This is a genomic window from Azotobacter armeniacus, from assembly GCF_054779355.1.
The window spans coordinates 1-26,681 of record NZ_BAAGYK010000013.1 but is presented as its reverse complement, the minus strand read 5'-3'; the positions used below and the strand labels follow the sequence as shown (position 1 = coordinate 26,681).

17 protein-coding genes, 1 pseudogene and 1 riboswitch are annotated in these 26,681 nt (G+C 67.5%); of the genes and pseudogenes, 10 read left to right on the top strand and 8 right to left on the bottom strand.

The annotated features are described in order from the left end of the window. Nucleotides 1-20: 20 nt before the first annotated feature. Genes ACYVD0_RS03065 through ACYVD0_RS03055 form a run of 3 tightly spaced genes read left to right on the top strand, consistent with a single transcriptional unit; the run spans nt 21 to nt 8,189 of the window. Nucleotides 21-6,668, top strand: coding sequence for a hybrid sensor histidine kinase/response regulator (locus ACYVD0_RS03065; protein WP_460425426.1), 6,648 nt, complete (start codon nt 21-23; stop codon nt 6,666-6,668). After that, nucleotides 6,665-7,675: a chemotaxis protein CheB gene (locus ACYVD0_RS03060; protein ID WP_460425425.1), complete on the top strand. Its 1,011-nt coding sequence runs from the start codon at nt 6,665-6,667 to the stop codon at nt 7,673-7,675. The genes ACYVD0_RS03065 and ACYVD0_RS03060 overlap by 4 nt, the downstream gene beginning before the upstream one ends. A 43-nt stretch (nt 7,676-7,718) precedes the next feature. Then, a complete protein-coding gene (locus ACYVD0_RS03055) occupies nt 7,719-8,189 on the top strand; it encodes a CheW domain-containing protein (RefSeq protein ID WP_460425424.1) in 471 nt (156 codons plus the stop codon). Nucleotides 8,190-8,343: 154 nt separating this feature from the next. Here the strand turns inward: ACYVD0_RS03055 and ACYVD0_RS03050 are convergent, their stop codons facing one another. Both ACYVD0_RS03050 and ACYVD0_RS03045 read right to left on the bottom strand, forming a co-directional pair. Next, nucleotides 8,344-9,063, bottom strand: coding sequence for an RsmE family RNA methyltransferase (locus ACYVD0_RS03050; RefSeq protein ID WP_460425423.1), 720 nt, complete (start codon nt 9,061-9,063; stop codon nt 8,344-8,346). A 112-nt stretch (nt 9,064-9,175) separates the two neighbouring features. Continuing rightward, the gene (locus ACYVD0_RS03045; protein WP_460425422.1) at nt 9,176-10,582 is read right to left on the bottom strand and encodes an aspartate aminotransferase family protein; all 1,407 of its coding nucleotides are present in this window, start codon (nt 10,580-10,582) and stop codon (nt 9,176-9,178) included. A 659-nt stretch (nt 10,583-11,241) separates the two neighbouring features. On the opposite strand from ACYVD0_RS03045, the gene ACYVD0_RS03040 reads away from it, so the two are divergent. Then, entirely contained in the window at nt 11,242-11,796 is a 555-nt protein-coding gene (locus ACYVD0_RS03040) for a cytochrome b (protein WP_460425421.1), read from the top strand. Between the two features lie 24 nt (nt 11,797-11,820). Further along, on the top strand, nt 11,821-12,399 hold the full coding sequence (locus ACYVD0_RS03035; RefSeq protein WP_460425420.1) for a YceI family protein: 579 nt from the start codon (nt 11,821-11,823) through the stop codon (nt 12,397-12,399). 72 nt (nt 12,400-12,471) lie between these two features. On the opposite strand, the gene ACYVD0_RS03030 is transcribed toward ACYVD0_RS03035, so the two are convergent. The 3 genes from ACYVD0_RS03030 to ahcY all read right to left on the bottom strand — a co-directional run bounded on the left by ACYVD0_RS03030 (nt 12,472) and on the right by ahcY (nt 16,854). Beyond that, a complete protein-coding gene (locus ACYVD0_RS03030) occupies nt 12,472-14,277 on the bottom strand; it encodes a DEAD/DEAH box helicase (protein WP_460425419.1) in 1,806 nt (601 codons plus the stop codon). A gap of 222 nt (nt 14,278-14,499) precedes the next feature. Beyond that, on the bottom strand, nt 14,500-15,345 hold the full coding sequence (gene metF / locus ACYVD0_RS03025) for a methylenetetrahydrofolate reductase (protein ID WP_460425418.1): 846 nt from the start codon (nt 15,343-15,345) through the stop codon (nt 14,500-14,502). Between the two features lie 99 nt (nt 15,346-15,444). Next, nucleotides 15,445-16,854 (bottom strand): adenosylhomocysteinase, encoded by a 1,410-nt coding sequence (gene ahcY / locus ACYVD0_RS03020; protein ID WP_460425417.1) that lies wholly within the window; start codon nt 16,852-16,854, stop codon nt 15,445-15,447. Nucleotides 16,855-16,875: 21 nt separating this feature from the next. Then, nucleotides 16,876-16,964: riboswitch (S-adenosyl-L-homocysteine riboswitch) on the bottom strand. Between the two features lie 330 nt (nt 16,965-17,294). Here ahcY and ACYVD0_RS03015 point away from each other — a divergent pair. Then, nucleotides 17,295-17,738: a c-type cytochrome gene (locus tag ACYVD0_RS03015; RefSeq protein ID WP_460425416.1), complete on the top strand. Its 444-nt coding sequence runs from the start codon at nt 17,295-17,297 to the stop codon at nt 17,736-17,738. A 44-nt stretch (nt 17,739-17,782) separates the two neighbouring features. Here ACYVD0_RS03015 and ligB read toward each other — a convergent pair whose 3' ends face one another. Then, nucleotides 17,783-19,456, bottom strand: coding sequence for an NAD-dependent DNA ligase LigB (gene ligB, locus ACYVD0_RS03010; RefSeq protein ID WP_460425415.1), 1,674 nt, complete (start codon nt 19,454-19,456; stop codon nt 17,783-17,785). A 274-nt stretch (nt 19,457-19,730) separates the two neighbouring features. Here ligB and ACYVD0_RS03005 point away from each other — a divergent pair. After that, nucleotides 19,731-20,668: pseudogene (locus ACYVD0_RS03005) on the top strand (2-hydroxyacid dehydrogenase). A gap of 130 nt (nt 20,669-20,798) precedes the next feature. On the opposite strand, the gene fucP reads toward ACYVD0_RS03005, so the two are convergent. Then, complete coding sequence (gene fucP / locus ACYVD0_RS03000) at nt 20,799-22,127, bottom strand: sugar MFS transporter (RefSeq protein ID WP_460425414.1); 1,329 nt, start codon at nt 22,125-22,127, stop codon at nt 20,799-20,801. A 457-nt stretch (nt 22,128-22,584) separates the two neighbouring features. On the opposite strand from fucP, the gene ACYVD0_RS02995 reads away from it, so the two are divergent. Together ACYVD0_RS02995 and ACYVD0_RS02990 are read left to right on the top strand one after the other, a co-directional pair. After that, nucleotides 22,585-23,808: an ROK family transcriptional regulator gene (locus tag ACYVD0_RS02995; protein ID WP_460425481.1), complete on the top strand. Its 1,224-nt coding sequence runs from the start codon at nt 22,585-22,587 to the stop codon at nt 23,806-23,808. 294 nt (nt 23,809-24,102) lie between these two features. Then, a complete protein-coding gene (locus ACYVD0_RS02990) occupies nt 24,103-24,978 on the top strand; it encodes a shikimate dehydrogenase family protein (protein ID WP_460425413.1) in 876 nt (291 codons plus the stop codon). On the opposite strand, the gene ACYVD0_RS02985 is transcribed toward ACYVD0_RS02990, so the two are convergent. Then, nucleotides 24,934-26,145 carry an RNA-guided endonuclease InsQ/TnpB family protein gene (locus tag ACYVD0_RS02985; RefSeq protein WP_460425412.1) on the bottom strand — a complete coding sequence of 404 codons (1,212 nt, stop codon included), beginning with the start codon at nt 26,143-26,145 and terminating at the stop codon, nt 24,934-24,936. The two genes, ACYVD0_RS02990 and ACYVD0_RS02985, sit on opposite strands and share 45 nt — an antisense overlap. A gap of 22 nt (nt 26,146-26,167) precedes the next feature. Here ACYVD0_RS02985 and tnpA point away from each other — a divergent pair, with 22 nt between their 5' ends. Next, nucleotides 26,168-26,581 carry an IS200/IS605 family transposase gene (gene tnpA, locus ACYVD0_RS02980; RefSeq protein ID WP_460425411.1) on the top strand — a complete coding sequence of 138 codons (414 nt, stop codon included), beginning with the start codon at nt 26,168-26,170 and terminating at the stop codon, nt 26,579-26,581. The last annotated feature ends 100 nt before the right edge of the window (nt 26,582-26,681 follow it).

Below are 26,681 nucleotides of genomic sequence, written 5' to 3'. Positions count from 1 at the left end.
TCACGTTGACTGGAGTCGCTATGGGGGATCGGCACGATTATGTCGCCCTGGAATGGGTCAAGGGCGAGATCGCGGAGACCCTGAAACAGGCCCGGCATGCCCTGGAGGCCTTTGTCGAGAGCCCGCAGGATCTGTCGCGGATACGCTTCTGCCTGGCCTATATCCATCAGGTGCAGGGCACTCTGCAGATGGTCGAGTTCTATGGCGCGGCGCTGCTCGCCGAGGAAATGGAGCGGCTCGCCCAGGCCATGCTGGACGACCGCGCGGACAACCGCGGCGAGGCGCTGGAAGTGCTGATGCAGGCCATCCTGCAGCTGCCGGTCTACCTTGAGCGGATCCAGGCCGCCCGCCGCGATCTGCCGCTGGTGGTGCTGCCGCTGCTCAACGACTTACGTGTCGCCCGCGGCGAGAGCCTGCTCTCGGAGACCAGCCTGTTCGCGCCGGACCTGAGCGGCCCGGCGCCGCTGTCGGACGCGGCGCTGGCCGCGCTGCGCACCCCGGAGACCACGGTCCTGCTGCGCAAGCTGCGGCAGATGCTGCAGCTGGCGCTGGTCGGGGTCATCCGCGAGCAGGACGTGAACACCAACCTGGGCTACCTGGCGCGGGTCTTCGCCCGTCTGGAAAGTCTGTGCCGAAACGCGCCGCTCGGCCCCCTGTGGGAGATCGCCGCCGCGCTGGTCGAGGGGCTTAGTGACGGCAGCGTGGGCCACAGCAGCGCGCTGCGCGATCTGCTGCGCCAGGTCGAGAAGGAATTGAAGCGACTGGTGGAGCAGGGCGTCGAGGGCATCAACCAGCCGGCGCCGGAGGAGCTACTTAGAAGCCTGCTGTTCTACGCCGCCAAGGCTCCGGCCGGCGGTGTGCGTTTGCAGGCGCTGAAGGCGCACTACCGGCTTGACGAGCTGCTGCCCGAGAGCGGCGTGGTGGACGAGGAGCGCGTGCGTCTGGCCGGTCCGGACCGCGACGCGATGCGCTCGGTGGTCGCCGCCCTCTGCGAGGAGCTGGTGCGGGTCAAGGACAGCCTCGACCTCTTCGTGCGCAGCGACCGCCGCCAGCTCGCCGAGCTGGAAGCTCTGCAGCCGCCGCTCAAGCAGGTTGGCGATACCCTCGGGATGCTCGGTTTCGACCAGCCGCGCAAGATTGTCGTCGACCAGCTCGAAACGATCCGTTCCCTGGCCCATGGCCGGCAGGGGCCGGGCGATGCCGTGCTGATGGATATCGCCGGAGCGCTGCTGTATGTCGAGGCGACCCTCGCCGGCATGGTCGGCACTGCCGAGGAGCGCAGCCGCGAAGAGAATCTGCTGCCCACCACCGACGTGGCGCAGATCCACCAGATGGTGATCAAGGAGGCGCGCACCGGTCTGGAGCAGGCCAAGGACGCCATCATCGAGTTCATCGCCTCGCAGTGGAGCCACGAACATCTGCAGCGCGTACCGGTGCTGCTGACCCAGGTCCGTGGCGGGCTGTCGATGATTCCCCTGACCCGCGCTGCCGCGCTGATCGACATCTGCAACCGCTACATCCAGGAGCAGCTGCTGGTCGGCCGGATGGTTCCCGACTGGCAGAGCCTGGACACCCTGGCCGATGCCATCACCGGCATCGAGTACTACCTCGAGAGACTGAGCGAGGACCACGGTAGCGTCGGCGAGCGGCTGCTCGATGTGGCCGAGGAAAGCCTGGCCAGCCTCGGCTATCCGCTGGTGGAAAAGCCCTCGATTCTCGACTGCGTCCCCTCGGCACCCATCGGCATCGCCACCCCGGCCGCGGCGGAGCCTATCCCCGCCGAGCCCGAGGGCGAGCCGGAGTCCGCCGTGGCGGATCTCCCGACCCTGCCGGAGACCGACTTGGCTGCTGCGGCGCCGAGGACTTCTGCGCCGGCGCCCGCCATGCTCGAAGCCGAGTCCCCGCGGCTCGCCGGGGACACGTCGGCCTCGCCGCCGGTCGCACCTATGGCGGCGCAACCGACCCTCGCCGAGGTCCTGGCCGCCCCCGTACAGCCGATCAGTCCGCCAGCCAGCGAAGTGCCGCTGAGCCTGCTGCCGCCGCCGGCCGACGAGGCGTCGGTGGACGGGGACCTGCTGGAGGTGTTCATCGAGGAAGCCGGCGAGGTGCTGGAAGCCCTCGGCGAATGCTTCCCCCAGTGGTGCGCCGATAGTTCGGACAAGGAAGCGCTGATCGAGGTCCGCCGCGCCTTCCATACCCTCAAGGGCAGCGGGCGCATGGTGCGCGCACTGATCATCGGCGAGCTGGCCTGGTCCATCGAGAACCTGCTCAACCGCGTGCTCGACCGCAGCATTCAGCCGACCGCCGAGGTGCGGCAGGTGGTGACCGAGGTGCTGGCACTGATGCCGGCGCTGATCGGGGTATTCGCCGCCAAGGCCCAGCGCCAGCGCGACGACGTGGATCGCCTGGCGGCCACCGCCCATGCCCTGGCCCTCGGTGAGGAGCCGGCAGCGGCCGTACTCACCGAGGCCGGGCAGGCCGCGGCGCAGCTTCCGGCCGACGTGGCCGCCGACGCGCTCGACGAGCAACTGCTGGAAATCTTCCGCAATGAGGCGGTTGCCCATCTGCAGACCCTCGACCGCTTCCTCGCCGCCTGCGCCCGGGAGCTGCCGCAGGGGGTCACCGACGGCCTGCAGCGCGCCCTGCACACCCTCAAGGGCAGTGCGCGCATGGCCGGCCTCCTGCCGATCGCGGAAATCGCCATGCCGCTGGAGCGGCTGGTCAAGGAGTTCAAGACCAGCCTGATTCTCATCGATCTCGCCGAGGTCGAGCTGCTCCAGCGCGCGGCGCAACTGCTGCGGCACGGTCTGGAACAGCTCGACGGCCGGCCGCTGGCGCCCATCGAGGGCAGTGCGGCCTTTCTCGACGCGGTCAGACGGCTGCATCAGGAGCGCCTCGAGGCGGCCAAGGAGGGCTGGGAGGGCGACAGCGGCGAAGTGCGCGACCCGCGGCAGATCGGCCGCTTCCTCGCCGAGGACATGGACACCCTGCTGGAGGCTGAGGATCTGCTGCGCCACTGGCGGGCCCGGCCGGAGCAGCCGCCGGCGCTCGTCGTGCTGCTCGGCGAGCTGGACACCCTCGGCGCCGGCGCGCGGCAGGCCGAGCTGCCCCAGATCGATGCGCTCTGCCAGGCCCTGCTGGCCCTGTACGACGCCGTGCAGGCCGGCCGCCTGAGCCCCGGCAAGCGCTTCTTCGACGAGGCCGAAGCCGCCCACGAGGCGTTGATCGGCATGCTCGATCAGGTTGCCGCCGCCTTGGGAGTGACTCCGCAGCCCGAGCGCGTGGCCGCTTTGCAGGCCTTGCTCGAGGAAGCGGCAGAGGTGCAGCCGCTGGAACTGGATGAAAGCGAGGCGGAGTTGTTCGTCATCGACTCGGCCGAGCCTGAGCCGGACATCGCTGAACCTGCGCCCGCAGAGCCCGGACAGGCTGCCGTGGAGCCATCCTCTCTGCCCTCTCTGCTGCTGCCGCTGGAGGTCGCCGAACCGGCTCCGGCGGAGTTCGAGCCGGCCGCCTTGAAGTTCGGGGACGTCTTGCCGGGCGACGGCGGGGCGGATGACGAGCTGGCCTCGCTGTTCCTCGAAGAGGCGCTCGATCTGTTGGACAGCGCCGGTCAGATGCTGGAGCGCTGGCTGCGCCAGTCGGAGGACAGCCTGGCGCTGACCGCCCTGCTGCGCGATCTGCACACCCTCAAAGGCGGCGCGCGGATGGCCGGCATCGCGCCGGTCGCCGATCTTGCCCATGAACTGGAAAGCCTCTACGAAGACCTGCTCGCGCACTCCCGTCCGGACCTGGCGGGCCTCGGTGATCTGCTGGAGTGCAGTCACGACCGGCTGGCGCTGTTCGTCGAGCGGCTGCAGGCCAGGCTCCCGCTGGGCGACCCGCAGGAGCTGATCCAGGCCCTGCAGGGTTGGCGCCGGCTGGCCGTGGCGCTCCGCCCCGAGGCCAGCAGCGTCGTGGCCGAGGCGCTGGAGCCGGGCGTCCTCCCGCCGGCTGCCGAGGCGCTGTCGTTCGCCGAGTCGTTCGATGCTGCTGCGGACGCGCTGCAATTCCATATGGAGCTGCTCGACTTCTCCGCGCTGGAAGACGCGCGGGTAAACGCCGCACTGGAGTCGATGCCGTCGCCGGCGACCGGGAGCCCGGTCCAGGAGCCCGTCGCCCCGAACTGGGACCCCGAACTGTTGGAGGTCTTCCTCGAGGAGGGTTTCGATATTCTCGAAAGTGCCAGCGCCGCCTTGCAGCGCTGGCTGGAGGAGGCTGCCGACCGGTCGGCCCTGGAGGCCTTGCAGCGCGACCTGCATACCCTCAAGGGTGGAGCGCGGATGGCCGAGGTTCGTGAGGTCGGTGATCTCGCCCACGAACTGGAATTCCTCTACGAAGGGCTCGGCAACAGCCGGCTGGCAGCCGGTCCGGCACTCGCCGGGCTACTGCAGGCCTGCCATGACCGCCTTGCCGGGATGCTCGAGGCGGTGCGCGAGCGGCGTCCGCTGCAAGACGGCGAGGCGCTGATCGCGGCGATTCGCAGCTGGTGCGCCGGGACCCGGGAACCGGTGTCCGACGCAGCCGCGCAGAAGCCGGCGTTGTCGCAAGCGGTCGTGTCGGAACTTCCGGAGCTGCGCGCCGAAGTGGAGCCTGAAGTTGTCGGTGCGCCGCTCGCGGAGCCAGTGCCGGCCGTCGCGGCGCGTCTGGAGCTGCCGGGCAGCCCTCTGCTCGTCGCCAGCGAGGCTCCCGCCGGTGCTGCACCGAGCAGGGGCCTGCCGTTCGTGCAGCGGGCCGCCGAGGCCGCGCGGGAGGCCGCCGCCCAGCGTGCCCCGCAGGAAATGGTCCGGGTCCCGGCGGAGCTGCTGGAGAGCCTGGTCAACCTGGCCGGGGAAACCTCGATCTTTCGTGGCCGGGTCGAGCAGCAGGTGAGCGACATCGGCTTCACCCTGAACGAGATGGAGTCGACCATCGAGCGGGTGCGCGACCAGCTGCGCCGGCTCGACATCGAAACCCAGGCGCAGATCCTCAGCCGCTACCAGGCCGAGGCCGAGCGTGCCGGCTACGAGGACTTCGACCCGCTGGAGATGGACCGCCACTCGCAGCTGCAGCAGTTGTCACGGGCGCTGTTCGAATCGGCTTCCGACCTGCTCGACCTCAAGGAAACCATGGCTGCGCGCAGCCGCGATGCGGAAACCCTGCTGCAGCAGCAGGCGCGGGTCAACACCGAGCTCCAGGAGGGGCTGATGCGCACCCGCATGGTGCCCTTCGAGCGCCTGCTGCCGCGTCTGCGCCGGGTGGTCCGGCAGGTCGCCGGCGAATTGGGCAAGCAGGTGGAGTTCAGCGTCGGCAACGCCGAGGGGGAACTGGACCGCAGCGTGCTGGAGCGCATCGTCGCGCCGCTGGAGCATATGCTGCGCAATGCCATCGACCATGGCATCGAGCCGGGCGAGGCGCGCCGTGCCGCCGGCAAGCCAGAGCAGGGCAGCATCCGCCTGGACCTGCTGCGCGAGGGCGGCGACATCCTGCTCACTCTCGCCGACGACGGTGGCGGTATCCGCCTCGATGCAGTGCGCCGCAAGGCCATCGAGCGCGGTCTGATGAAGCCCGACGCCCAACTGACCGACCACGAGGTGCTGCAGTTCATCCTCCAGGCGGGCTTCTCCACGGCGGAACGGGTCACCCAGATTTCCGGGCGTGGCGTCGGCATGGATGTGGTGCACTCGGAGGTGAAGCAGCTCGGCGGCTCCATGAGCATCGAGTCGACCCTGGGCGCGGGAACCCGCTTCCTGATCCGCCTGCCGTTCACCGTATCGGTCAACCGCGCCCTGATGGTGCTCGCCGGCGAGGACCTCTATGCGGTGCCGCTGAACACCATCGAGGGCATCGTGCGGGTGCCGCCCCGCGAGCTGGAGGCGCTCTATGCGCGCCGCGCCGGCGGGCAGGCGGAACAGACGCGCCTGGAATACGCCGGCAAGCGCTACGAGCTGCGCTATCTCGGCGAGCTGCTGGACAATGGCCGGCAGCCCAGGCTGGCCGGCCAGCATTTGCCGCTGCCGGTGATCCTGCTGCGTTCCAGCGAGCAGGCGGTGGCGGTTCAGGTGGACGGCCTGGCCGGTTCCCGCGAGATCGTGGTGAGGAGCTTCGGCCTGCAGTTCGCCGTGGTGCCGGGGATCTCCGGCGCGACCATCCTCGGCGACGGCCGAGTGGTGGTGATTCTCGACCTTCTGGCGACTCTGCGCGAACGCCTGGCCGGCCTGCAGCCGAGTGCGCCGATCCAGCCCCAGGCGCCTGCCGAGGCCGAGAAGGAGCGGCCGCTGCTGGTGATGGTGGTGGACGACTCGGTCACCGTGCGCAAGGTCACCGGCCGCCTGCTGGAGCGCCATGGCATGGACTGCATGACCGCCAAGGACGGGGTCGATGCCCTCGCCCAGCTGCAGGAGCGGCGCCCGGACGTCATGCTGCTGGACATCGAGATGCCGCGCATGGACGGCTTCGAGGTGGCAGCCAGGGTGCGCCACGACGAACATCTCCAGGGCCTGCCGATCATCATGATCACCTCGCGTACCGGGGAGAAGCACCGCGACCGGGCGCTCGGCCTCGGTGTCGACGAATACCTCGGCAAGCCCTATCAGGAGGCGCTCCTGCTGGAAACCATCCGCCGGCTGGCCAGGGAGCCTGACGCACGATGAGCGCGCGCATCGCGGTGATCGCCGACACCTCGCTGCAGCGTCACGTGCTGCAGCAAGCGTTGGTCGACAACGGCTACGAGGTGGTGCTCAACAGCGACCCGGCGCGCCTCGACGAAGAGAGCCTGGCGTCCTGCACGGCGGATCTCTGGCTGGTCGATCTGGCCCAGCTGGAGGACACGCCGCTGCTCGATGCGCTGCTCGAGGCCAGCCGGGTGCCGGTGCTGTTTGGCCAGGGACAGGCGCCGGAGCGCCATTCGGAACACTATCCGCGCTGGGAGCGGCGGCTGATCGGCAAGCTCAAGCGGCTGGTCGGCGACCCGGCCGCGGCGGTCGGGCCAACCCTCGCGGCACTGTTCGACGAGGGCCAGCGCCCGAGCCGGCTGCCCCTGCCTGCGACGCTGCGGGAGCGTCCGCTGTCGGTCGGTCAGCCGTCCCGCCTGGTTTGGCTGCTGGCCGCCTCCCTGGGCGGCCCGGAGGCGGTCAAGGCGTTTCTCGATGCGCTGCCAGGCGGCCTGCCGGTCGCCTTCATCTACGCCCAGCACATCGATCCCTCCTTCGAGTCGGCCCTGCCAAAGGCGGTCGGCCGCCACAGCCAGTGGCAGGTCGTGCCCGCCCGCCACGGCGAGCGACTGTGCTGCGGCGAGGTGGTGGTGGCGCCGATCCGTCACGAACTCGGCTTCGCCGAAGATGGCGCGCTGCTGATCGCCGAGCGTCCCTGGCCTGAACCCTACAGCCCGTCCATCGACCAGATGATGCTCAACCTGGCCCGGCAGTTCGGTCCGCGCTGCGGGGTGATCGCCTTCAGCGGCATGGGCAGCGACGGTACGGCGGCGGCCGCCTACGTGCGCCGTCAGGGCGGCGTAATCTGGACCCAGCGGCCCAACAGCTGTGTCTGTTCGAGCATGCCGGACAGCCTGCGCGCGAGCGGCTACAGCCAGTTCAGCGGCGCGCCGCGGGAGCTCGCCGAGGCCCTGGTACAGCGGCTGGCGGAGGAGTGCGCCGAGTGAGGAAAGCCGTCCGGGGCCACGCATCGATCTTGCAGGAGCTTCCATGAATCAAGCCGTAGCCAATCCGACCGGCGTCGATAGCCTGACCGCCCTGCTGCTGCCGCTGGCCGACCGTACCCTGATGCTGCCCAACGTGGCGGTGGCCGAGATCATTCCCTACCGCGGCGTGCAGACCGCGCCCGACCTGCCGCCCTGGCTGCTCGGGCAGATCGGCTGGCGCGACCTGCGCCTGCCGCTGCTGTCCTTCGAGGCCGCCAGCGGCGGGCCGGCGCAGCTCGGCGCGACGCCGCGGGTGGCAGTGTTCAATGCCCTCGGCGGGCGGCCCCGGGTGAAGTTCCTGGCTCTGCTGCTGCAGGGCATCCCGCGCTCGCTGAAGGTCGATGCCCTGCTGCCGCGTGCCGAGGCCGAGCTGGCGCCGCTGGAGCTGGCTGCGGTGCAGGTGGAGGGCGGTGTGGCGCGGATTCCCGACCTGCAGGCGCTGGAGCAGAAGCTGGCCGACGCCGGACTGATCTGAGAGCCTGTTCATGATCTGCTACGCGTCGGCCATGCTGCGTTGAAATCGGGTTCGGAATGCTCATTTACTACTTGTAAACTCCGCTTCCTCACCCGATCTCGCCTTGCCTGGCCTTAGCTCGCTAGATCGTGAACAGGCTCTGGCGCGGGAGCTCTCAGAAATCCCCCCACAACTGCTGCGCCACGCTCAGCGCCACCACCGGCGCGGTCTCGGTACGCAGCACCCGCGGACCGAGGCGGGCGGCCTGGTAGCCGGCGCGCTGCGCCTCGGCCACCTCCGCCTCGGACAGGCCGCCCTCGGGACCGATCAGGAAGGCCAGCGAGGCCGGCCGGGCATGGCTGGTCAGCGTCTCGGCGAGCGGATGCAGAACCAGCTTCAGTCCGGCCTGGGTGCACGCCAGCCAGTCGCCCAGCAGCATGGGCGGATGGATCGATGGTACCACCGAGCGGCCGCACTGCTCGCAGGCGCTGATGGCGATTTGTCGCCAGTGGGCTAGACGCTTGTCCGCGCGCTCGTTCTTCAGGCGCACCTCGCAGCGCTCGCTGACGATCGGGGTGATGTGTGCCACGCCGAGCTCGGTGGCCTTCTGGATCGCCCAATCCATCCGCTCGCCGCGCGATAGGCCCTGGCCGAGGTGGATGCGCAGCGGCGATTCGGCGAGTCCCGCCAATTCCTCGCGCAGCTCCACCTGCACGCTCTTCTTGCCCACCTCGGCCAGTTCGCCGATGTATTCCCGTCCACTGCCGTCGAACAGCTGCACGGCATCGCCCGCGGCGAGCCGGAGCACGCGGCCGATATAGTGGGACTGGGCTTCCGGCAGGTCGTGGCGGCCGAGGGACAGGGGAGCGTCGATGAATAAACGGGACAGGCGCATGGAATGGCTTCGACAGGCAGAAAAAAGCGCAAGCTTAACCGCTGGCCGTAGGGCGGGTGCAACCCGCCGTTTCGGATCGGGCTTTGACCATTCCCGGCGGGTTGCACCCGCCCTACCCGGGATCGCGGAACTCGGCGGGCGCGCCGGTCGGCACCGCCACGCTGACCGCATTGCGGGTGGCGATATCGATGCCCTCGGTCGCCACCTCGGCGAGAAAGTCGATCTCTTCGCAGGTGATCACGTAAGGCGGCAGGAAGTACACCACGCTGCCCAGCGGGCGCAGCAGGGCGCCGCGCGACAGTGCATGCTGGTAGACCGCCAGGCCGCGACGCTCCTGCCAGGGATAGGCGAGCTTGCCGTCCCTGTCGGCGACCATCTCGATGGCCAGGGCCATGCCGGTCTGGCGCACTTCGGCGACATGCGGGTGATCCTTGAGATGTTCCGTCGCGCGGGCCATGCGCGCGGCCAGCGCCTGGTTGGCCTCGATCACCTGGTCCTCTTCGAAGATGTCCAGGGTCGCCAGGGCGGCGGTGCAGGCCAGCGGGTTGCCGGTGTAGGTGTGCGAGTGGAGGAACGCGCGCAGGGTGGCATAGTCGTCGTAGAACGCCTGGTAGACGGTTTCCGTGGTGAGCACCGCGGCCATCGGCAGGTAGCCGCCGGTGAGGGCCTTGGACAGCACCAGAAAATCCGGGGTGATCCCCGCCTGTTCGCATGCGAACATAGTGCCGGTGCGGCCGAAGCCGACGGCGATCTCATCCAGGATCAGGTGCACCCCATAGCGGTCGCAGGCTTCGCGCAAAAGTTGCAGGTACACCGGGTGGTACATGCGCATGCCGCCGGCACCCTGGATCAGTGGTTCGACGATCACCGCGGCGATTTCGGCGTGATGCTCGGCGAGAGTCTGCTCCATGTGGGCGAACATGGTCCGCGAATGCTCCTCCCAGCTCACCCCCTCCGGGCGCAGGTAGCAGTCCGGGCTCGGCACCTTGAAGGTGTCCAGCAGGAGCGGCTTGTAGGTGTCGGTGAACAGCGCCACGTCGCCCACCGACATCGCCGCCACGGTTTCGCCGTGGTAGCTGTTGGTCAGGGTGACGAAACGCTTCTTGTCCGTCCGTCCGGCGTTGCGCCAGTAGTGGAAGCTCATCTTCAGCGCCACCTCGATGCCCGAGGAGCCGTTGTCGGCATAGAACACCCGCGCCAGGCCCGGCGGGGTGATCCGCACCAGGCGCTCGGACAGCTCGATCGCCGGCTGATGGCTGAAGCCGGCGAGCATCACGTGCTCGAGCTGCTCGAGCTGCGCCCTGATCCGCGCATTGATCCGCGCATTGGCATGGCCGAATACGTTGACCCACCAGGAGCTGACCGCATCCAGGTAGCGCTTGCCGTCGAAGTCCTCCAGCCATACGCCCTCGCCACGACGGATCGGGATCAGTGGCAGGCGTTCGTGATCCTTCATCTGGGTGCAGGGATGCCAGAGCACGGCGAGGTCGCGCTGCATCCAGTCGGCGTTGAGGCTCATGGGGACTCTCCTGGAAAAGATCGGCGAGAGCCTAGCAGAGGTGCGCCACGCTTTGCCGCCTGACATCTGTGATGGCTGGCTGCCAGCAGGGCGCTGGCGTATGCTCCGTGCCGCGTGCACGGGGCTGTGCAGCGTCGTGGTGCTGGGCAAGGAGAAACAGCCGACCGCGCTCGTCGTCGACGGCGGACTGGCCGCGGGTTGGGAGCTGCAGCGCGATGGCTGGAGGTCACCCTGCTGGAGGCCTGCGCCAGCGCCAGGGTTCAGCCGTTGCTCAACGACTACCTGACCCACTTCAAGCTGAAGACCCAGGCGGTGCCCGAGTCGGTGTGCGGCACCGGCAACCTGATCGACGGGACCTATTTCAGCGCCGCCGATCTGGCCCAGCAGCTGTCGACCATCCGGGCGGCAGCCGCAAGCTCCGCAGATCACCCGGCTGGACCAGCCGGCGGCCGTGCAGGCCAAGGCCGTGCCCGTGGCGGAGCTGCCGGCCGGGGGCGAGCGCAAGGAAGGCTTCTTCTCCCGCCTGGCCCGGCTGTTCCGCTGACGGACCCGGTCGCTCGAATATCGAACGATTCGATCTTTTCAAGCGAAAAATTCCACTTTAAAGTGATAAATAAGCGGTTAGGCTGTGCGTATCCCCGAGCCAAGGAATGCCGTACATGCAATGGCGCAACTCCCCCTTCCGTTTCGGCCTGGTCAGCATCCTGCTGCACTGGTCGGTGGCGCTGACGGTCTTCGGTCTGTTCGGCCTGGGCCTGTGGATGCGTGGCCTGGACTACTACAGCGCCTGGTACCGCACGGCCCCGGACATCCACAAGAGCATCGGCATCCTGCTGTTCCTGGTCATGCTGCTGCGCCTGCTCTGGCGCTTCGTCAGCCCACCGCCGGCGGTCCTGGCCAATCACGGGCCCCTGACCCAGCTGGGAAGCCGAGCCGGACACGCACTGCTCTACCTCGGCCTGTTCGCGTTGATGATCAGCGGCTACCTGATCTCCACCGCGGACGGCCGGCCGATCTCGGTGTTCGGCTGGTTCCAGATGCCGGCGCTGCTCAGCGGCCTGCCCAACCAGGAAGACGTCGCCGGCGAGGTGCACGAACTTCTCGCTTGGGCGCTGGTCGGCCTCGCCGTCGTGCATGCCCTGGCCGCCCTGAAACACCATTTCTTCGACCATGACGCGACCCTGCTGCGCATGATCGGCCGCGACACCCGCTAACCCCCCTCTCCAAGGAGAAAACTCATGCTGAAGAAAACCCTTGCCGCCCTCGCACTCGGCTCCGCCTTGCTGGGCGCCAGTCAGGCCATGGCCGCCGACTATGTGATCGACAAGGAAGGCCAGCATGCCTTCGTCAACTTCAAGATCAGTCACCTGGGCTACAGCTGGTTGTACGGCTCCTTCAAGGATTTCGATGGCAGCTTCAGCTTCGACGCCGCCAAGCCGGAGACGAACAAGGTTCAGGTGAACCTGAAGACCGCCAGCGTCGACTCCAACCACGCCGAGCGCGACAAGCACCTGCGCAGCGCGGATTTCCTCAACGTTGCCAAGCACCCCACGGCGACCTTCGAGTCCACCTCGATCAAGTCCACTGGGCAGGATACCTTCGATATTGCCGGCAACCTGACCCTTAACGGCGTGACCAAGCCGGTGGTGATCGCCTCCAGGTTCATCGGCGAAGGTAAGGACCCCTGGGGCGGTTATCGTGCCGGCTTCGAGGGCAGCACCCGGCTGAAGCTGAAGGACTTCAATATCCAGAAGGATCTCGGCCCGGCCTCCCAGGAGGTGGAGCTAATCCTCTCGATGGAAGGCGTGCGCCAGTAAGCGGGCGAGCGACTCGCCAACAAAAAAGCCGGCGCGAAGCCGGCTTTTTGGTGTACGGAGAGGGCGCTTGCCTCACTCCTCGCGATTGCGCGTCAGCAGCGCCGGCTTCTCGCCGCGCGGGCGGCGACCCGACAGCTGGTCGAGCTGTTCGGCGGTGGGGAAGCGGTCGCTCTTCGACTCCTTGTGCAGGATCAGCGGCTGCCGTTCCTGCTTGCGCGGCGCTGCGTCCTCGCGGGGCTGCTCGCTGCGGTAGGCCGGCACCGGGGCGCGGCGTGCCTGGCCGTTGCCGGAGCCCTGGCTCTGCCCCTGGCGCTTCGGACCGCGCTGGCCCTGGTTCTGACTCTGGCTACGGTTGGGGCCGCTCGCCTGGCCGTTCGCGCTGGGGCGGCGGCCGCGCTGCTGCTTGTTCTGGTAGGGGCTGACGTAGTCGGCGCGGTTGCCGAAGTTATCGATCTCGTCGTCGAGGAACTCCTCCGGGTCGCGGTTCGGCAGCAGGCCGGGGACCGGTGCCTGGCGGGCGGGCTGCGCCTTCTGCGCCGGGCGGCTCGGCTGGCCGCCGCCCTTGGTGGCCTGGGGCTTGGCCCTTTCCTTGCCCCGGGCCTTCTCTTGAGCCTTCTCCCGGGGTTTTTCCTGTCCCTTGTCCCTGCCCTTGTCCTTGCGACCAGCGCTGCCGGCGTTGCGCGGCGGACGCGGCGGTTCGCGGACCTCGGGCTTCTCCGCCTCGACGGCGCTGGCGTCGAAGCCCGCCCAGTCACCTTCCGGGATGCTCTGGCGAGTCATGCGCTCGATGGACTTGAGCAGCTTCTCCTCGTCCGGCCCTACCAGCGAGATCGCCTCTCCGCTGCGCCCTGCGCGGCCGGTGCGGCCGATGCGGTGGACATAGTCCTCCTCGACGTTGGGCAGCTCGAAGTTGACCACATGGGGCAACTGGTCGATGTCCAGGCCGCGGGCGGCGATGTCGGTGGCCACCAGCAGGCGGATGGTGCCGCTCTTGAAGTCGGCCAGGGCTTTGGTGCGGGCGTTCTGGCTCTTGTTGCCGTGGATCGCCGCGGCCGGCAGGCCGTGCTTTTCGAGGTATTCGGCAAGGCGGTTGGCGCCGTGCTTGGTGCGGGTGAATACCAGTACCTGCTCCCAGGCACCCTGGGTGACCAGGTGGGCGAGCAGGGCACGCTTGTGGCTGGCCGGCAGGCGGAACACGCGCTGCTCGATGCGCTCCACGGTGCTGTTCGGCGGCGTCACCTCGATGCGTTCGGGGTCGTGCAGCAGCTTGTTGGTGAGGTTGATGATGTCCTGGGAGAAGGTTGCCGAGAACAGCAGGTTCTGCCGCTTCGCCGGAAGCCTGGCAAGCACCTTCTTCACATCGTGGATGAAACCCATGTCGAGCATGCGGTCGGCTTCGTCGAGCACCAGGATCTCCACGTGGGAGAGGTCGACGCTGCCCTGGCCGGCCAGGTCGAGCAGGCGCCCGGGACAGGCCACCAGCACGTCGACGCCGCGGGACAGGGCCTGAACCTGTGGGTTCAGGCCGACTCCGCCGAAGATGCAGGCGCTGACCAGTTTCAGGTCGCGGGCGTAGAGCTTGAAGCTGTCGTGCACCTGGGCGGCCAGTTCGCGAGTCGGGGTCAGCACCAGCACGCGGGCTTGGCGTGGGCCGTGGCGGTGTTCCTTGTCCGGGTGGCCGCCGGGGAACAGGCGCTCGAGCACGGGAAGGGCGAAGCCGCCGGTCTTGCCGGTACCGGTCTGGGCGGCAACCATTAAATCGCGACCCTGCAACACGGCGGGAATGGCCCGCTGTTGCACGGGAGTGGGCTGGGCATAGCCGGCGGCCTCGACGGCGCGGACCAATGCCTCGGAGAGCCCGAGGGAAGCAAAGGACATGGGAAATCCTGTCTGGTTAGGGCGGGGCCCGAAGGTACGAACGTGCCGGGCGCGAATCGCGGGAAGGTGCGCGATCCCGACCGGTCTTGCTTGGCCTGCGTCAGCCGAGCAGCCGGGCGCAAGCCTGGCGGAAGCCAAGAGTATATCAGAGCTGCGGGTTGGCGAAGCATGATGCAGCTTGGCCCCCGTCGCCATCGCATGCGGCAACGGGTGTGCGGCAGTTCAGCGCGGCAGTCCGAGGTTGTTCCAGATCGCCAGGCTGGGTTCGGCTTGGTTCAGGGTGTAGAAGTGCAGGCCCGGTGCGCCGCCTTCGAGCAGGCGTTCGCACATCGTGCTGACCACCTGTTCGCCGAACGCCTGGATGCTCTCCAGGTCGTCGCCGTAGGCCTCCAGCTGCTTGCGCACCCAGCGCGGCAGTTCCGCGCCGCAGGCGTCGGAGAAGCGCGCCAGCTTGCTGTAGTTGGTGATCGGCATGATGCCGGGGACGATTGGCTGGTCCACGCCCAGCTTCCGCGCCCGCTCGACGAAATGGAAATAGCTGTCGGCATTGAAGAAGTACTGGGTGATGGCGCTGTTCGCACCGGCCTTCATCTTGGCGGCGAAGTGGGCGAGGTCGTCCTCGAAGTTGCGTGCCTGGGGGTGCATCTCCGGGTAGGCGGCGACCTCGATGTGGAAGTGCTCACCGGTTTCGCGGCGGATGAACTCCACCAGATCGCTGGCGTAGCGCAGCTCGCCGCTGGCCATGCCCATGCCCGAAGGCAGGTCGCCGCGCAGGGCGACGATGCGCCGGATGCCGGCATCCCTGTAGGTGTTCAGCAGTGTGCGCAGCTCGGCCTTGCTGTCGCCGACGCAGGACAGGTGCGGCGCGGTCATCACTTTCACCTCGCCGTCCAACTGCAGCACGGTGTTGAGGGTGCGGTCGCGGGTCGAGCCGCCGGCGCCATAGGTGCAGGAGAAGAAATCCGGCCGGTAGCCGGCCAGCTGGCGCGCGGTGGCCAGCAGTTTTTCATGCCCGGCTTCGGTCTTGGTCGGGAAAAACTCGAAGCTGTAGCGGCGTTCTTGAGACATGACAGGGTCCTTCAGACGTAGGGTGGAAAACGACCGCCAGTCTTTTCCACCGGAGGTCGTCTGGTGGAAAACCGCTGCGCGGGTTTTCCACCCTACGGATCAATAACGGTAGGTATCCGGCTTGAACGGGCCTTCGACGCTGACGCCGATGTAGTCGGCTTGCTGGCCGGTCAGGCGGGTGACCACGCCACCGAAGCCCTTGACCATCTCCAGCGCCACTTCCTCGTCGAGCTTCTTCGGCAGCACTTCCACGCCGAGGCGCGCGGCTTTTTCGCCGGCCGGCAGATCGGCGAACCCGGCGCCGTACAGGTGGATCTGCGCCAGCACCTGGTTGGCGAAGGAGCCATCCATCACCCGGCTCGGGTGGCCGGTGGCGTTGCCCAGGTTCACCAGACGGCCTTCGGCGAGCAGGATCAGGTAGTCATCGCTGCACGGATCAAAGCCGTCCTTGCCGGTGCGGTGGATCTTGTGTACCTGCGGCTTGACCTCTTCCCAGGCCCAGTGGGCGCGCATGAAGGCAGTGTCGATCTCACTGTCGAAGTGGCCGATGTTGCACACCACGGCACGCTTCTTCAGCGCCTTGAGCATGTTGGCATCGCACACGTTGACATTGCCGGTAGAGGTGACGATCAGGTCGATCTTGCCCAGCAGCGCGCGGTCGATGCTCGCCTCGCTGCCATCGTTCTCGCCGTTCAGGTAGGGGGATACCACCTCGAAGCCGTCCATGCAGGCCTGCATGGCACAGATCGGGTCGATTTCCGTGACCTTGACGATCATGCCTTCCTGGCGCAGCGACTGCGCCGAGCCCTTGCCCACGTCGCCGTAGCCGATCACCAGCGCCTGCTTGCCGGACAGCAGGTGGTCGGTGCCGCGCTTGATGGCGTCATTGAGGCTGTGGCGGCAGCCGTACTTGTTGTCGTTCTTGCTCTTGGTCACCGAGTCGTTGACGTTGATCGCCGGGACCTTCAGGGTGCCGGCCCTGAGCATGTCGAGCAGGCGATGCACACCTGTGGTGGTTTCCTCGGTGATGCCGTGGATCTTCTCCAGCATCTGCGGGTGGTCGCGGTGCAGGATGGCGGTCAGGTCGCCGCCATCGTCCAGCACCATGTTGGCGTCCCACGGGCGGCCGTCCTTGAGGATGGTCTGCTCGATGCACCATTCGTACTCTTCTTCCGTTTCGCCCTTCCAGGCGAACACCGGGATGCCGGCGGCGGCGATGGCTGCGGCGGCCTGGTCCTGAGTGGAGAAGATGTTGCAGGACGACCAGCGCACTTCCGCCCCCAGCGCAATCAGGGTCTCGATCAGCACTGCGGTCTGGATGGTCATGTGGATGCAGCCGAGGATCTTTGCGCCCTTCAGCGGCTGTTCGGCGGCATACTTGCGGCGCAGGCCCATCAGCGCCGGCATCTCGGATTCGGCGATGATGATCTCGCGGCGGCCCCAGTCGGCCAGGGCAATCTCGGCGACCTTGTAGTCGGTAAAAGCGGCAGGCGTCATGACAGCGCTCATGCAGAGTCTCCATTCGTAATGTGCGAATGGGCGCCGTTGATGCGTTCGGAAAACGCCCCTTCCGAGCCTGACAGGCCGATGGCTGGCCTGCTGCAGCGCCCCTCGGAAGGGTGGCGGGCACGGCCGAAGCAGAGTCGGCCGCGAAAAATCCGCCCGATTATAGCCGCCTGAGCCGGCAAACCCCAAGGGGTGCCCAGGGCAATCGCATGAAGGAGCCGGTGCAGCCGTTCACTCCCTCTCCCGCGTGCGGGAGAGGGCTGGGGAGCGGGAAAACAAGCCATCGCTGCTCAGTTTGCCCTCTCCCCCGGCCCCTCTCCCATGTATGGGAGAGGGGAGAAAGTCGCTCATGCGATTGCCCTGAAGGGGCGCCCGGAGACGTGGTAATGGCGGGCACGGCGGAGGATAATCGCGGCCCTTCGCCGGCAACCCCTGAACGAGCCATGACTTTCAAGCCGATTCTGCTGGGCGTGGTCGCCCTCACCCTAGTCGCCTGCAACGGCGTGGACCCCGATTCACCACTCGGCAGGCGCCAGACCCTCTTCAAGCAGATGCTGAATACCAGCGAGGACCTTGGCGGCATGCTGCGCGGCCGGCTGAGCTTCGACGAGCAGCGCTTCGTCGATGGCGCGTCGCGCCTCGACCAGCTGTCGCGCCAGCCCTGGCAGCACTTCCCTCAGGTCAAGGAAGACGACAGCAGCGCCCGCGACGAGGTCTGGCAGCGCCAGGAGCGCTTCCAGCAACTGGCCGGCAGCCTGGAGCGGAGCACCGCGGCGCTGGTCGCCGCGACCGCAGCCCGACCTCTGGAGCCCAAGGCCCTGGCGCCGCACGTGCAGCGTGTGGAGGACGCCTGCGAGGCCTGCCACCAGGAATTTCGCGCCTACTGACGGCGTATGGGGGAAGCCGCGAAGCGTTTTCCACCATGCTCGTTCTAGAAGCCCTCGATGCCCGCCGCCTGCAGCCGTAGCCGCAGCGTCTGCACCTCGGGATGCCGGAAGAAGGCCTGCAGCCGGCGGGCGCGACCGGCGCCGATGCCGGGTTCGCGCTGCCACTGCTCCAGGCTGCGCCCGGCCAGTTCGTCCCAGCGTGGCGGCAGCGCCGCATCGCCGGTCGGCGGCAGGCCGAGAGCCCGGAGCCAAACGGGGAAGGGACGCTGCCGCGCCGTGCGGAAACGCTCGGCTAGCATGCCGGCGCTGCGTTCGCCGAAGCCGGGCAGGCTGGCCAGCTCCGCCTCGGTCAGCTCCAGCCAGTCGAGCAAGCCGTCGAGCTGGCGGTTCTCCAGCAGGGCCTCCCAGGTGCCGCGGCCGATTCCTCCGAGGGTCAGACCGTGCTTACCGCCCAGCCAGTCGAGACGGGCGAGAAACTGGCTCTCGCAGCCCGCCACCGGCCGCCAGCAGCTCAGCGCATGGTAGGCGGCCTGATCGGGCGCCGGCAGCGCCGGTCGTTCGGCGGCGCGCCAGACCACGGCCTCGACCTGCGGAATGCTCAGCCCGGCCAAGCGGATCGCCAGTTGATCGCCGGGGCGGATATCCAGCTCCTGCCAGCGGCGCAGCGAGCCGAGGGCGACCCGGCGGATCAGCCGGTCGTCCAGGCGCACCGGCTGCAACTCCAGCAGTGGGGTAATGCGTCCGCTGCGGCCGATGCTGAAGCGTACCGCGCGCACCTCTGCCAGGGCCTGGGCGAGGGGATGTTTCCAGGCCACTGCCCAATGCGGTGGCTCGGCCTGCCAGCGCTCGCCCGGCGGGCGGCGGCCCTGGCGCAGCACCACGCCGTCGCTGGCGAAGGGCAGTGGCTCGCGATACCAGCATTCGCGCCAGAGGCGGGCTGCCGCGAAGTCCGCCAGCGGCTGGCTGTAGCGGCGCACATCGGCGAAGCCGAGCCGCTCCAGGCCGTCCAGCCGCTGTGCCATTTCGGTCGGGCCGTTCGGCCAGTCCCAGACGAACAGGCCGATTCCGGCGGCCTCCGCCTCGTCCAGCGCCTGGCGCGCCAGCAGTCCGGCGACCTTGGCCCGTGCGCCCCGGCCGCCGGCCTCGGCCTGCACGTGGGCGGTCTGCCGCCAGTAGAGTTCGCCCTGCAGGATCAGATGCCGCCTGTCTGCCAGCTGCTGCGGCACCGCCGGCAGGCGCCGGGCATGGGCGGTCCAGTCCTGGCCGTGGCGGCCGTCGCCACGGCTGATGGCGCGCTGCAGGCGGCCACCCAGGTATTCCAGGGTGACCGCCACGCCGTCCACCTTGGGCTGGATCCACAGCCCCTTGCGCGCGGCCATCCAGGCCTGCACGGCCGCCTCGTCGAGCTTGTCCAGCCCAGTGTGCGGCAGCGGATGGGCCAGCGATCCGGCGCTGCCGGCGAGCGGCTCGGGCGCCACGCCGGCCTGCCCGGGGAAGCACTGGCGCCAGTGCGCCAGGCGGGCGCGGGCCTGGTCGTAGAGCTCGTCCGCCAGCGGCGTGCGGCCCTCGCGGTGATAGGCGCCGTCCCACTGGCGCAGGCGTTCGGCGAGCGCCGCCAGCTCGGCGCCGGCACGGGATTCCGTCCAGTCGGGGCAGGGCGCGGCGAGCGCGGGGAGGGCGAACAGGCAAAGAACGGAAAGCGCGATCCGGCGGGTCATCGAGGCATCCTTGCTCTGCAGAGGTCGATCCCCGCCGCGGCCCGGGCCGGCGGCGGGCGGAGCGGTCCAGTCTAGGCGGCGGCGCCGCGCGCTCGAAGGCGCTGCTGCCGAAGTCTTGACGGGCGTCACGGTCTGGTGGGAAAAGGCGCCCGGGACGGCAGTCGCTTGAGGACCTGGGCCGAGCAGCATCGCCTGCACAACGGCCTGGTACTGTTCAATCCGGCGCCGGTAACCTGGGGCCGGTCATCCCCCGAATCCAGCTGAGGAATTTCCCATGAAGGAACCGAAAGTGCTGCAGGTCGGCCCGTTGAGCGAGCGCTTCAACCGGCGCCTGGCCGAGGAATTCGCCGCCCAACCCTACTGGAAGCCGGTCGACGGCCTGGCCTTTCTTGCCGAGCGCGGCGCAGAGTTCGAGGTGCTGGTCACCGCGGCGCGCTTCGGCTGCTCGCCGGCGATGTCGAGGCCCTGCCCAACCTGCGCGCCATCTGCAGCTTCGGCGTGGGCTACGATGCGATTCCGCTGGAGCAGGTGCGCCAGCGCGGCATCCCGTTCAGCAACACGCCGGACGTGCTCAACGAGTGCGTCGCCGACCTGGCCATGGGGCTGTTGATCGACGGCGCGCGCAGGATCGCCGAGGCCGACCGCTTCGTCCGTGCCGGCAACTGGCGGATCGGCAACTTTCCGCTGGCCACCCGGGTCAGCGGCAAGCGCCTGGGCATCGTCGGCCTGGGACGCATCGGCCAGACCGTGGCGCGGCGTTCCAGTGGTTTTGACATGGACGTGCGCTACCATAATCGCCGGCCCGTGGCGGACTGCCCCTATGGCTACGAGGCGTCGCTGGTCGAGCTGGCGCGCTGGGCCGACTTCCTGGTGCTGGTCTGCCCTGGTGGCCCGGCAACCCATCACCTGGTGAATGCCGAGGTGCTCGCGGCCCTGGGGCCGAAGGGCCTGCTGGTCAACGTGGCGCGCGGCACGGTGGTCGACGAGGCGGCGCTGGTCGCGGCACTGGCCGCCGGCCGGCTCGGCGCCGCCGCCCTCGACGTCTTCGAACGGGAGCCGCAGGTGCCGGCGGCACTGCTGGACATGCCCAGCGTGGTGCTGCTGCCGCACATCGGCAGCGCCACCGAGGAAACCCGCCTGCAGATGGAGGAACTGGTCATCGCCAACCTGCAAGCGTTCATCGACAGGGGAGAGATGCTGACGCCGGTCTGACACCTGCCCGCACCGAATATGGCGCTCCGCCATCCCTCGTGCAGATTGCACTGGCCGGATGCAGCAAGGCGCACCAGGGGTGCGCCTTTTTTACCGATCGGTTCGGGGCAGTCGGGAAGCTGCCGCGCCGTCAGGCGGGTTCGGCCACCTTGCGGGCGGTGGAGCGGAAGTCGAACAGGCCGGCCTTCGACGTGCTCAGGTGGAACAGGCCGTAGGCCGCCACCGCCAGGAAGCAGAGTCCCGGCACCGCGAAGGAGGTCGCCGCACCGAAGGCGTCGATCGCCGCGCCCTGGACCATCGGCATCAGGGCGCCGCCCAGCAGCGTCATGACCAGCCCCGCCGAGCCGAACTTGGTCTCCGCCTCGTCGAGCCCCAGCAGCGCAATGCCGTAGATGGTCGGGAACATCAGCGAGAGGCAGGCGGAGACCGCCACGAGCGCCCAGACACCGGAAGCGCCGGGGTTGAGGACGGCATAGAGGCAAAGGCCAGTGGCCGCGAAGCCGAGCAGCACCAGCAGCATGGAGGGGCGGACATAGCCCATCGCCCAGGTCGCCACGAAGCGCGCGACGAGGAAGACGATCATGCTGTATTGCAGATACATCCCGGCCGCCGCAGGGGTGGCGCCGGTGGCCTGCTGCGCGTACTGGATGGTGAAGGTCCAGGTGCAGGTCTGCGCCGCGATGTAGAAGAACAGCGCCACGACCCCCCAGCGGTAATGCGCGTTGTGAAACAGTCGCCCGCAGATGGCGGCGAACCCGCCGTTGCCCGGCTGCGCTTCCGCCTTGGCTTGCTCCTTGGCCGGCATGCGGGTCAGGGCGATGCCGATCCAGATTGCCAGAAGGACGAAGGCGAAGCCGACGTAGGGCAGCATGACCGCCTGCAGTTCAGTCGAGCGGATGGCGAGCAGGTCTGCCTGGCTCATCGTGGCCCGCTCGACGGCTGTGGCGGAGTTCAGGTTCGGCAGGATCAGGCTGGCCGCCAGCAGGACGCCGATGTTGGTCCCGACCGGGTTGAAGGACTGCGCGAGGTTCAGCCGGCGGGTCGCGTTGCCTTCAGGTCCCATCGAGATGACGAAGGGATTCGCCGAGGTTTCCAGGATCGCCAGCCCGCCGGCCAGGGTGAACAGCGCCAGCAGGAAGAGGCCGTAGGTCATCGCCAGACTGGCGGGGTAGAAGAGCAGCGCCCCGCTGATGGCCAGACCCAGGCCGACCAGCACGCCGGTCTTGTAGGAATAGCGTTGATTGATGAAGGCGGCCGGGATGGCCAGCAGGAAATACGCGCCGTAGTAGGCGAACTGGACCAGCGAGGCCTGCAGGCTGCTCATGCTGAAGACGGTACTGAAGACCTGCACGAGCGGGTCGGTCATGTTCGCGACCACGCCCCAGGCGGCGAAGCAGCAGACCAGCAGGATGAAGGGCAGGAGCTTGTCCCGGTGTACGAATTCTCGACGTGTCGGCATATCTGCGTCTCCAGAAATTCAATTCTTGTGAATTATTTTGTTGAAGTGCCTTGTCCGCCCCTTCCTTGGGTAAGAAATATCCGGTGGATGGCTGTCGGATTGCCGGAAAAATGCTTGCTGAAACGATTCATGTCAATGTTTTTTTCATATTTGATGAGGATTCTGGATCAACGGGCCACTGACTGACTTTCTAAAGATTTCCTGAAAAAAGCTTCCCGATCTGGTGAAATACGCCCATTTCGTCAGGGGCGCGGCCAATGAAGGGTCGTCTTCGCTGGTGCCGGGCAAGTCGGTCGGCAGGCGCGCGACCTTGCAATGGAACGCAAGAATCTGGAGGGGGCGTCTTGAGCTACCACGGAATTGCTGCTTTTTTGAGCAGTCAAGAACTTGGCCGGGAAGCATCGAGGCCGATTCGGCGCTTCTCCCGAGGTTGGGGGAAACGCACAAATTGAACGGCATGACGATCGTTCCCGAAGGTGTGGGGCATGACTGCATGGGCGGCCTGCGCGGCTCGAATCTGCGCGGCGTGCGGGCGCACAACGAACGCCTCGTGCTGTCGCTGTTGCGCAGCCGTGGCGAGATGACCAAGGCCGAGATCACCCGGGTGACCGGGCTCTCGGCGCAGACGGTTTCCGTCATCATGCGCGCGCTGGAGGGCGACGGACTGATCTGTCGCGGCCAGCCGCTGCGCGGCCGGATCGGCCAGCCGTCGGTGCCGCTCAGGCTGGCGCGGGAGGGAGCGTTCAGCTTCGGCCTGAAGGTCGGGCATCGCAGCCTCGACCTTGTGCTGGTGGACTTCCTCGGCGGCATCCGCACCCGTGTGACCGAACGGCATCACTACCCGACGCCCGACACTGTGGTGCGTTTCGCGGACTCTGCGGTCACTGACATTCTCAGCCAGATCGGCGCCGGGGAGCGCGCCCGGATCGCCGGATTGGGGATCGCCATGCCGTTCCAGATCTGGGAATGGTGGCGCACCCTGGGCGTTCCGGAGGAGGCGCTGATCGACTGGCGCGAGCGTAATATCGGGGCCGAGATCGGTGCGGCGACGGGCTTTCCGGTCTACGTGCAGAACGACGCCACGGCCGCCTGCGGCGCGGAGTTGCTCTTCGGGCACGGGCACAAGCCGCGGGATTTCCTCTATTTCTATGTCGGGTATTTCATCGGCGGCGGAATCGTCCTGAACGGCAGTCTGGTGCCAGGGCGAACCGGCAATGCCGGGGCGATCGGCTCCATGCAGGTGCCGGACGGGCGGGGCGGACAAGCCGCGCTGCTCGATATCGCCTCGCTGTCGGTGCTGGAGCGGATGCTGGGCGCCGCGGACGAGGCGTCCGATCGCCTGTGGGACACACCGTCGGAATGGCATTTCCCGCAGGCGCTGGTCGAGGCCTGGGCCGACGAGGCGGCGCGCGCGATCGCCGCTGCGTCCGCGGCGGCGGCGGCGGTCTATGACTTCGAGGCCTGCCTCGTCGATGGCTGGATGCCCGTCCGGATCCGGACCCTGCTGCTGGAGAGGGTGCGGGTCCATCTGGCGGCGATCCCGGCCAACGGCATCAGCCTGCCGCTGATCGAGGCGGGTACGATCGGCGCCCATGCCCGATCGCTCGGCGCGGCGAGCCTGCCGCTGTCGGGCCGCTTCCTGCTCGACCTGCAGGCCTTCGCCTCCGCCGGTGCCGGATGACGCCCGGAGCGTCTCGAGCATCCCGCCCTCGATAGCCATCCCGACCCTCCCCCTCGATGTTGGCAGTCCTTGGCGCCCCGCTCGTCGAAAGGCTTGCCTCCAGTAAATAATTCATTCATCGTGAATTAGTTGGGGCGGATTGGCGGCATGGCCTGGGCGGGAGGAGGGCGACGCCAAGCTCCAACCCGGTTCCCGGCGCGCGGCCCTTGGTGCGGGCCGGGGCGCTCGCTCCGCAGCGATACCGTAGATTTTCCAAAACAATCCATAAATCACAGACTGTCGTGGGGACGCATCATGGCGGAGCCAAATTTCCTGAGCACGCTGACAGGGTCGTTCGCAATGCCGGCAGCCGAGAATCCGACGGTGGCGATGGTCGAGGCCGCCTATCGCCATCACGGACTCGATTGGCGCTACATCAACTGCGAGGTGGCGCCGAAGTTTCTCGGCGATGCCGTGCGGGGCGCGAAAGCCATGGGATGGGCCGGCTTCAACTGCTCCATTCCCCACAAGGTCGCTGTCATCGAGCATCTTGACGGGCTCGGCCAGTCGGCCGAAATCATCGGAGCGGTCAACACCATTGTCCGGTGTGGCGACACGTTCATCGGGGAAAACACGGACGGCAAGGGGTTTGTCCAGGCCATGCGCGAGGTAATAGATCCGCGCGGCAAGTCCGTCATGATTTTCGGCGCGGGAGGCGCGGCGCGTGCGGTTAGCGTGGAGCTCGCCCTGGCCGGCGCCACCCGCATCACCGTGGTCAACCGGAGTCGCGACACCGGACAGACACTTGTCAATCTCTTGAACGAGAAGACTGCTGCCGCCGCCGATCTGCGCCTGTGGAATGGCACCGTGGACGTGCCGCGCGATACCGACATCGTGATCAACGCCACCTCCGTCGGCCTGTATCCGAACGTCGACCAGCGCCTCGATCTCAATCTGGATTCGCTTCATTCCGACATGGTGATTGCGGACGGCATACACAATCCACCGCGAACCCATCTGATCCGTAGCGCCGAGGCGCGCGGCTGCCGCGTGCTCGACGGGTTGGGAATGCTCTTGACATCCTCCCCTCCCTCTCGCAAACGCTCGCCGCCCGAAGGGCGGAAAGGAAGGGGATTCCTACCGTGTTCAGCCCATCAGGGCCGACTCACCTCGGTGGGTTCCTGCTGCTGACGGCCTTACCGCACCGCTCACTTCACAGGCGAACTGGGCGTGTCCCGCCCTTAGCACATTGATCGCGCCGACCAGATCGGCGTTTTCCTCGAAGCCGCACTCCACACACGCGAACCGCGCTTGTATCTGGCGGTTGTCTGTCGACACATGGCCGCAGGCCGGACATGTCCGGCTGGTGTTCTGCGGCGGCACGGCGATGAGCCAGCCGCCGTTCCATGCCAGCTTGTAGTCCAACTGGCGGCGGAACTCGAACCAGCCCTGGTCGAGAATGGCCTTGTTCAGGCCGGATTTGGCCCTGACCTGCTTTCCCGGCTGCTCGGCGCTGCCCTTGGCTGACCTGGACATATTCCGCGCCTGCAAGTCCTCGATGCACACCATCGCATGGTTTTGGCTGATCGTGGTCGAGGTCTTGTGCAGGTAGTCACGGCGGGCGTTGCCAATGCGGGAATGAATCTTCTGGACGCGGGCTTTCGCCTTCTTCCAGTTGTGGCTGAACCTGGTCTTGCGGCTCATCGCCTGCTGCGCCTTGCGTAGCGCGGTTTCGTGTCGCTTGAAACTATTGAGCGGGGCATGGAACGTGCCATCCGACAGGGTGGCGAAGCGGGCAATGCCCATATCGATACCAACTGCACCGCCCTGCAGGATAGGCCGCTCGACTTTCCGCTCGGTCTGGACCGACACGAACCACTTGCCGCAGGACTGGCTGACGGTGACGTTCCTCACCGTGCCGAGCACGTCCCGGCTGTTGCGATAACGCAGCCAACCGAGCTTGGGCAGGAAGAGGCGGCTGTTGGCCTGGTCGAGCTTGATCTGTTTCGGGTCGGGGTAGCGAAAGCTGTCGTGCCGGCCCTTCTTCTTGAAACGCGGGAAGTCGGCCCGCTGGGCGAAGAAGTTGCTGTAGGCACGCTCCAGATCCTTGAGGGTCTGTTGCAGCGGATGAACCGGCGCATCCGCCAGCCATGCCGTCTCCGGATCATGCCGCCATTCCGTGAGCCGCTTGCACAGCCCGGCGTAGCCGAGCTTCTTCTCGCCTTGCTCGTAGCGTTTCTTCTGCAACGCCAGCGCCTTGTTGAACACGAACCGGCACGAGCCAGCGAAGCGGCGCATTTGCCGCTCTTGCTGGCCGTCTGGACGTAGCTCGAATTTGAAAGCTTGAAGGCGTTGCATGACCCGATCATGCTCTTGGTCTATGAGCAATGACAACGATATACGGCACGGGCGGCACTGCGTTTTCAAGATGCACGCCAATTTGGTCTTCGTAGCGAAGTATCGCCGCAGTGTGTTCGATGGCGATGCCATCGAGCGGTTGCGTGCCATCTTCACCAAGGTCTGCGCCGACTTCGAGGCCAGCCTGATCGAGATGGACGGCGAGGACGATCACGTTCACCTGTTGGTGGAGTACCCGCCCAAGGTGGCCGTGTCCAGTCTGGTGAACAGCCTGAAAGGCGTGTCCAGCCGTTTGCTGCGAAAGGAGCGGCCCGACATTCAGAAACGCTACTGGAAGGGCGTGCTGTGGTCGCCGTCCTATTTCGCTTCATCCTGCGGCGGCGCACCGATCTCCATCGTGCGCCAGTACATCGAGCAGCAGCAGATGCCGCACTAGCACTACAGTTGCATTTTTGAAATGAGATGAGCCCGCCTGGCCCCGGCCTGATGAGCCCTTCGCCAACATGACCAGGCAATGATCTGTGCCGGATCGATCA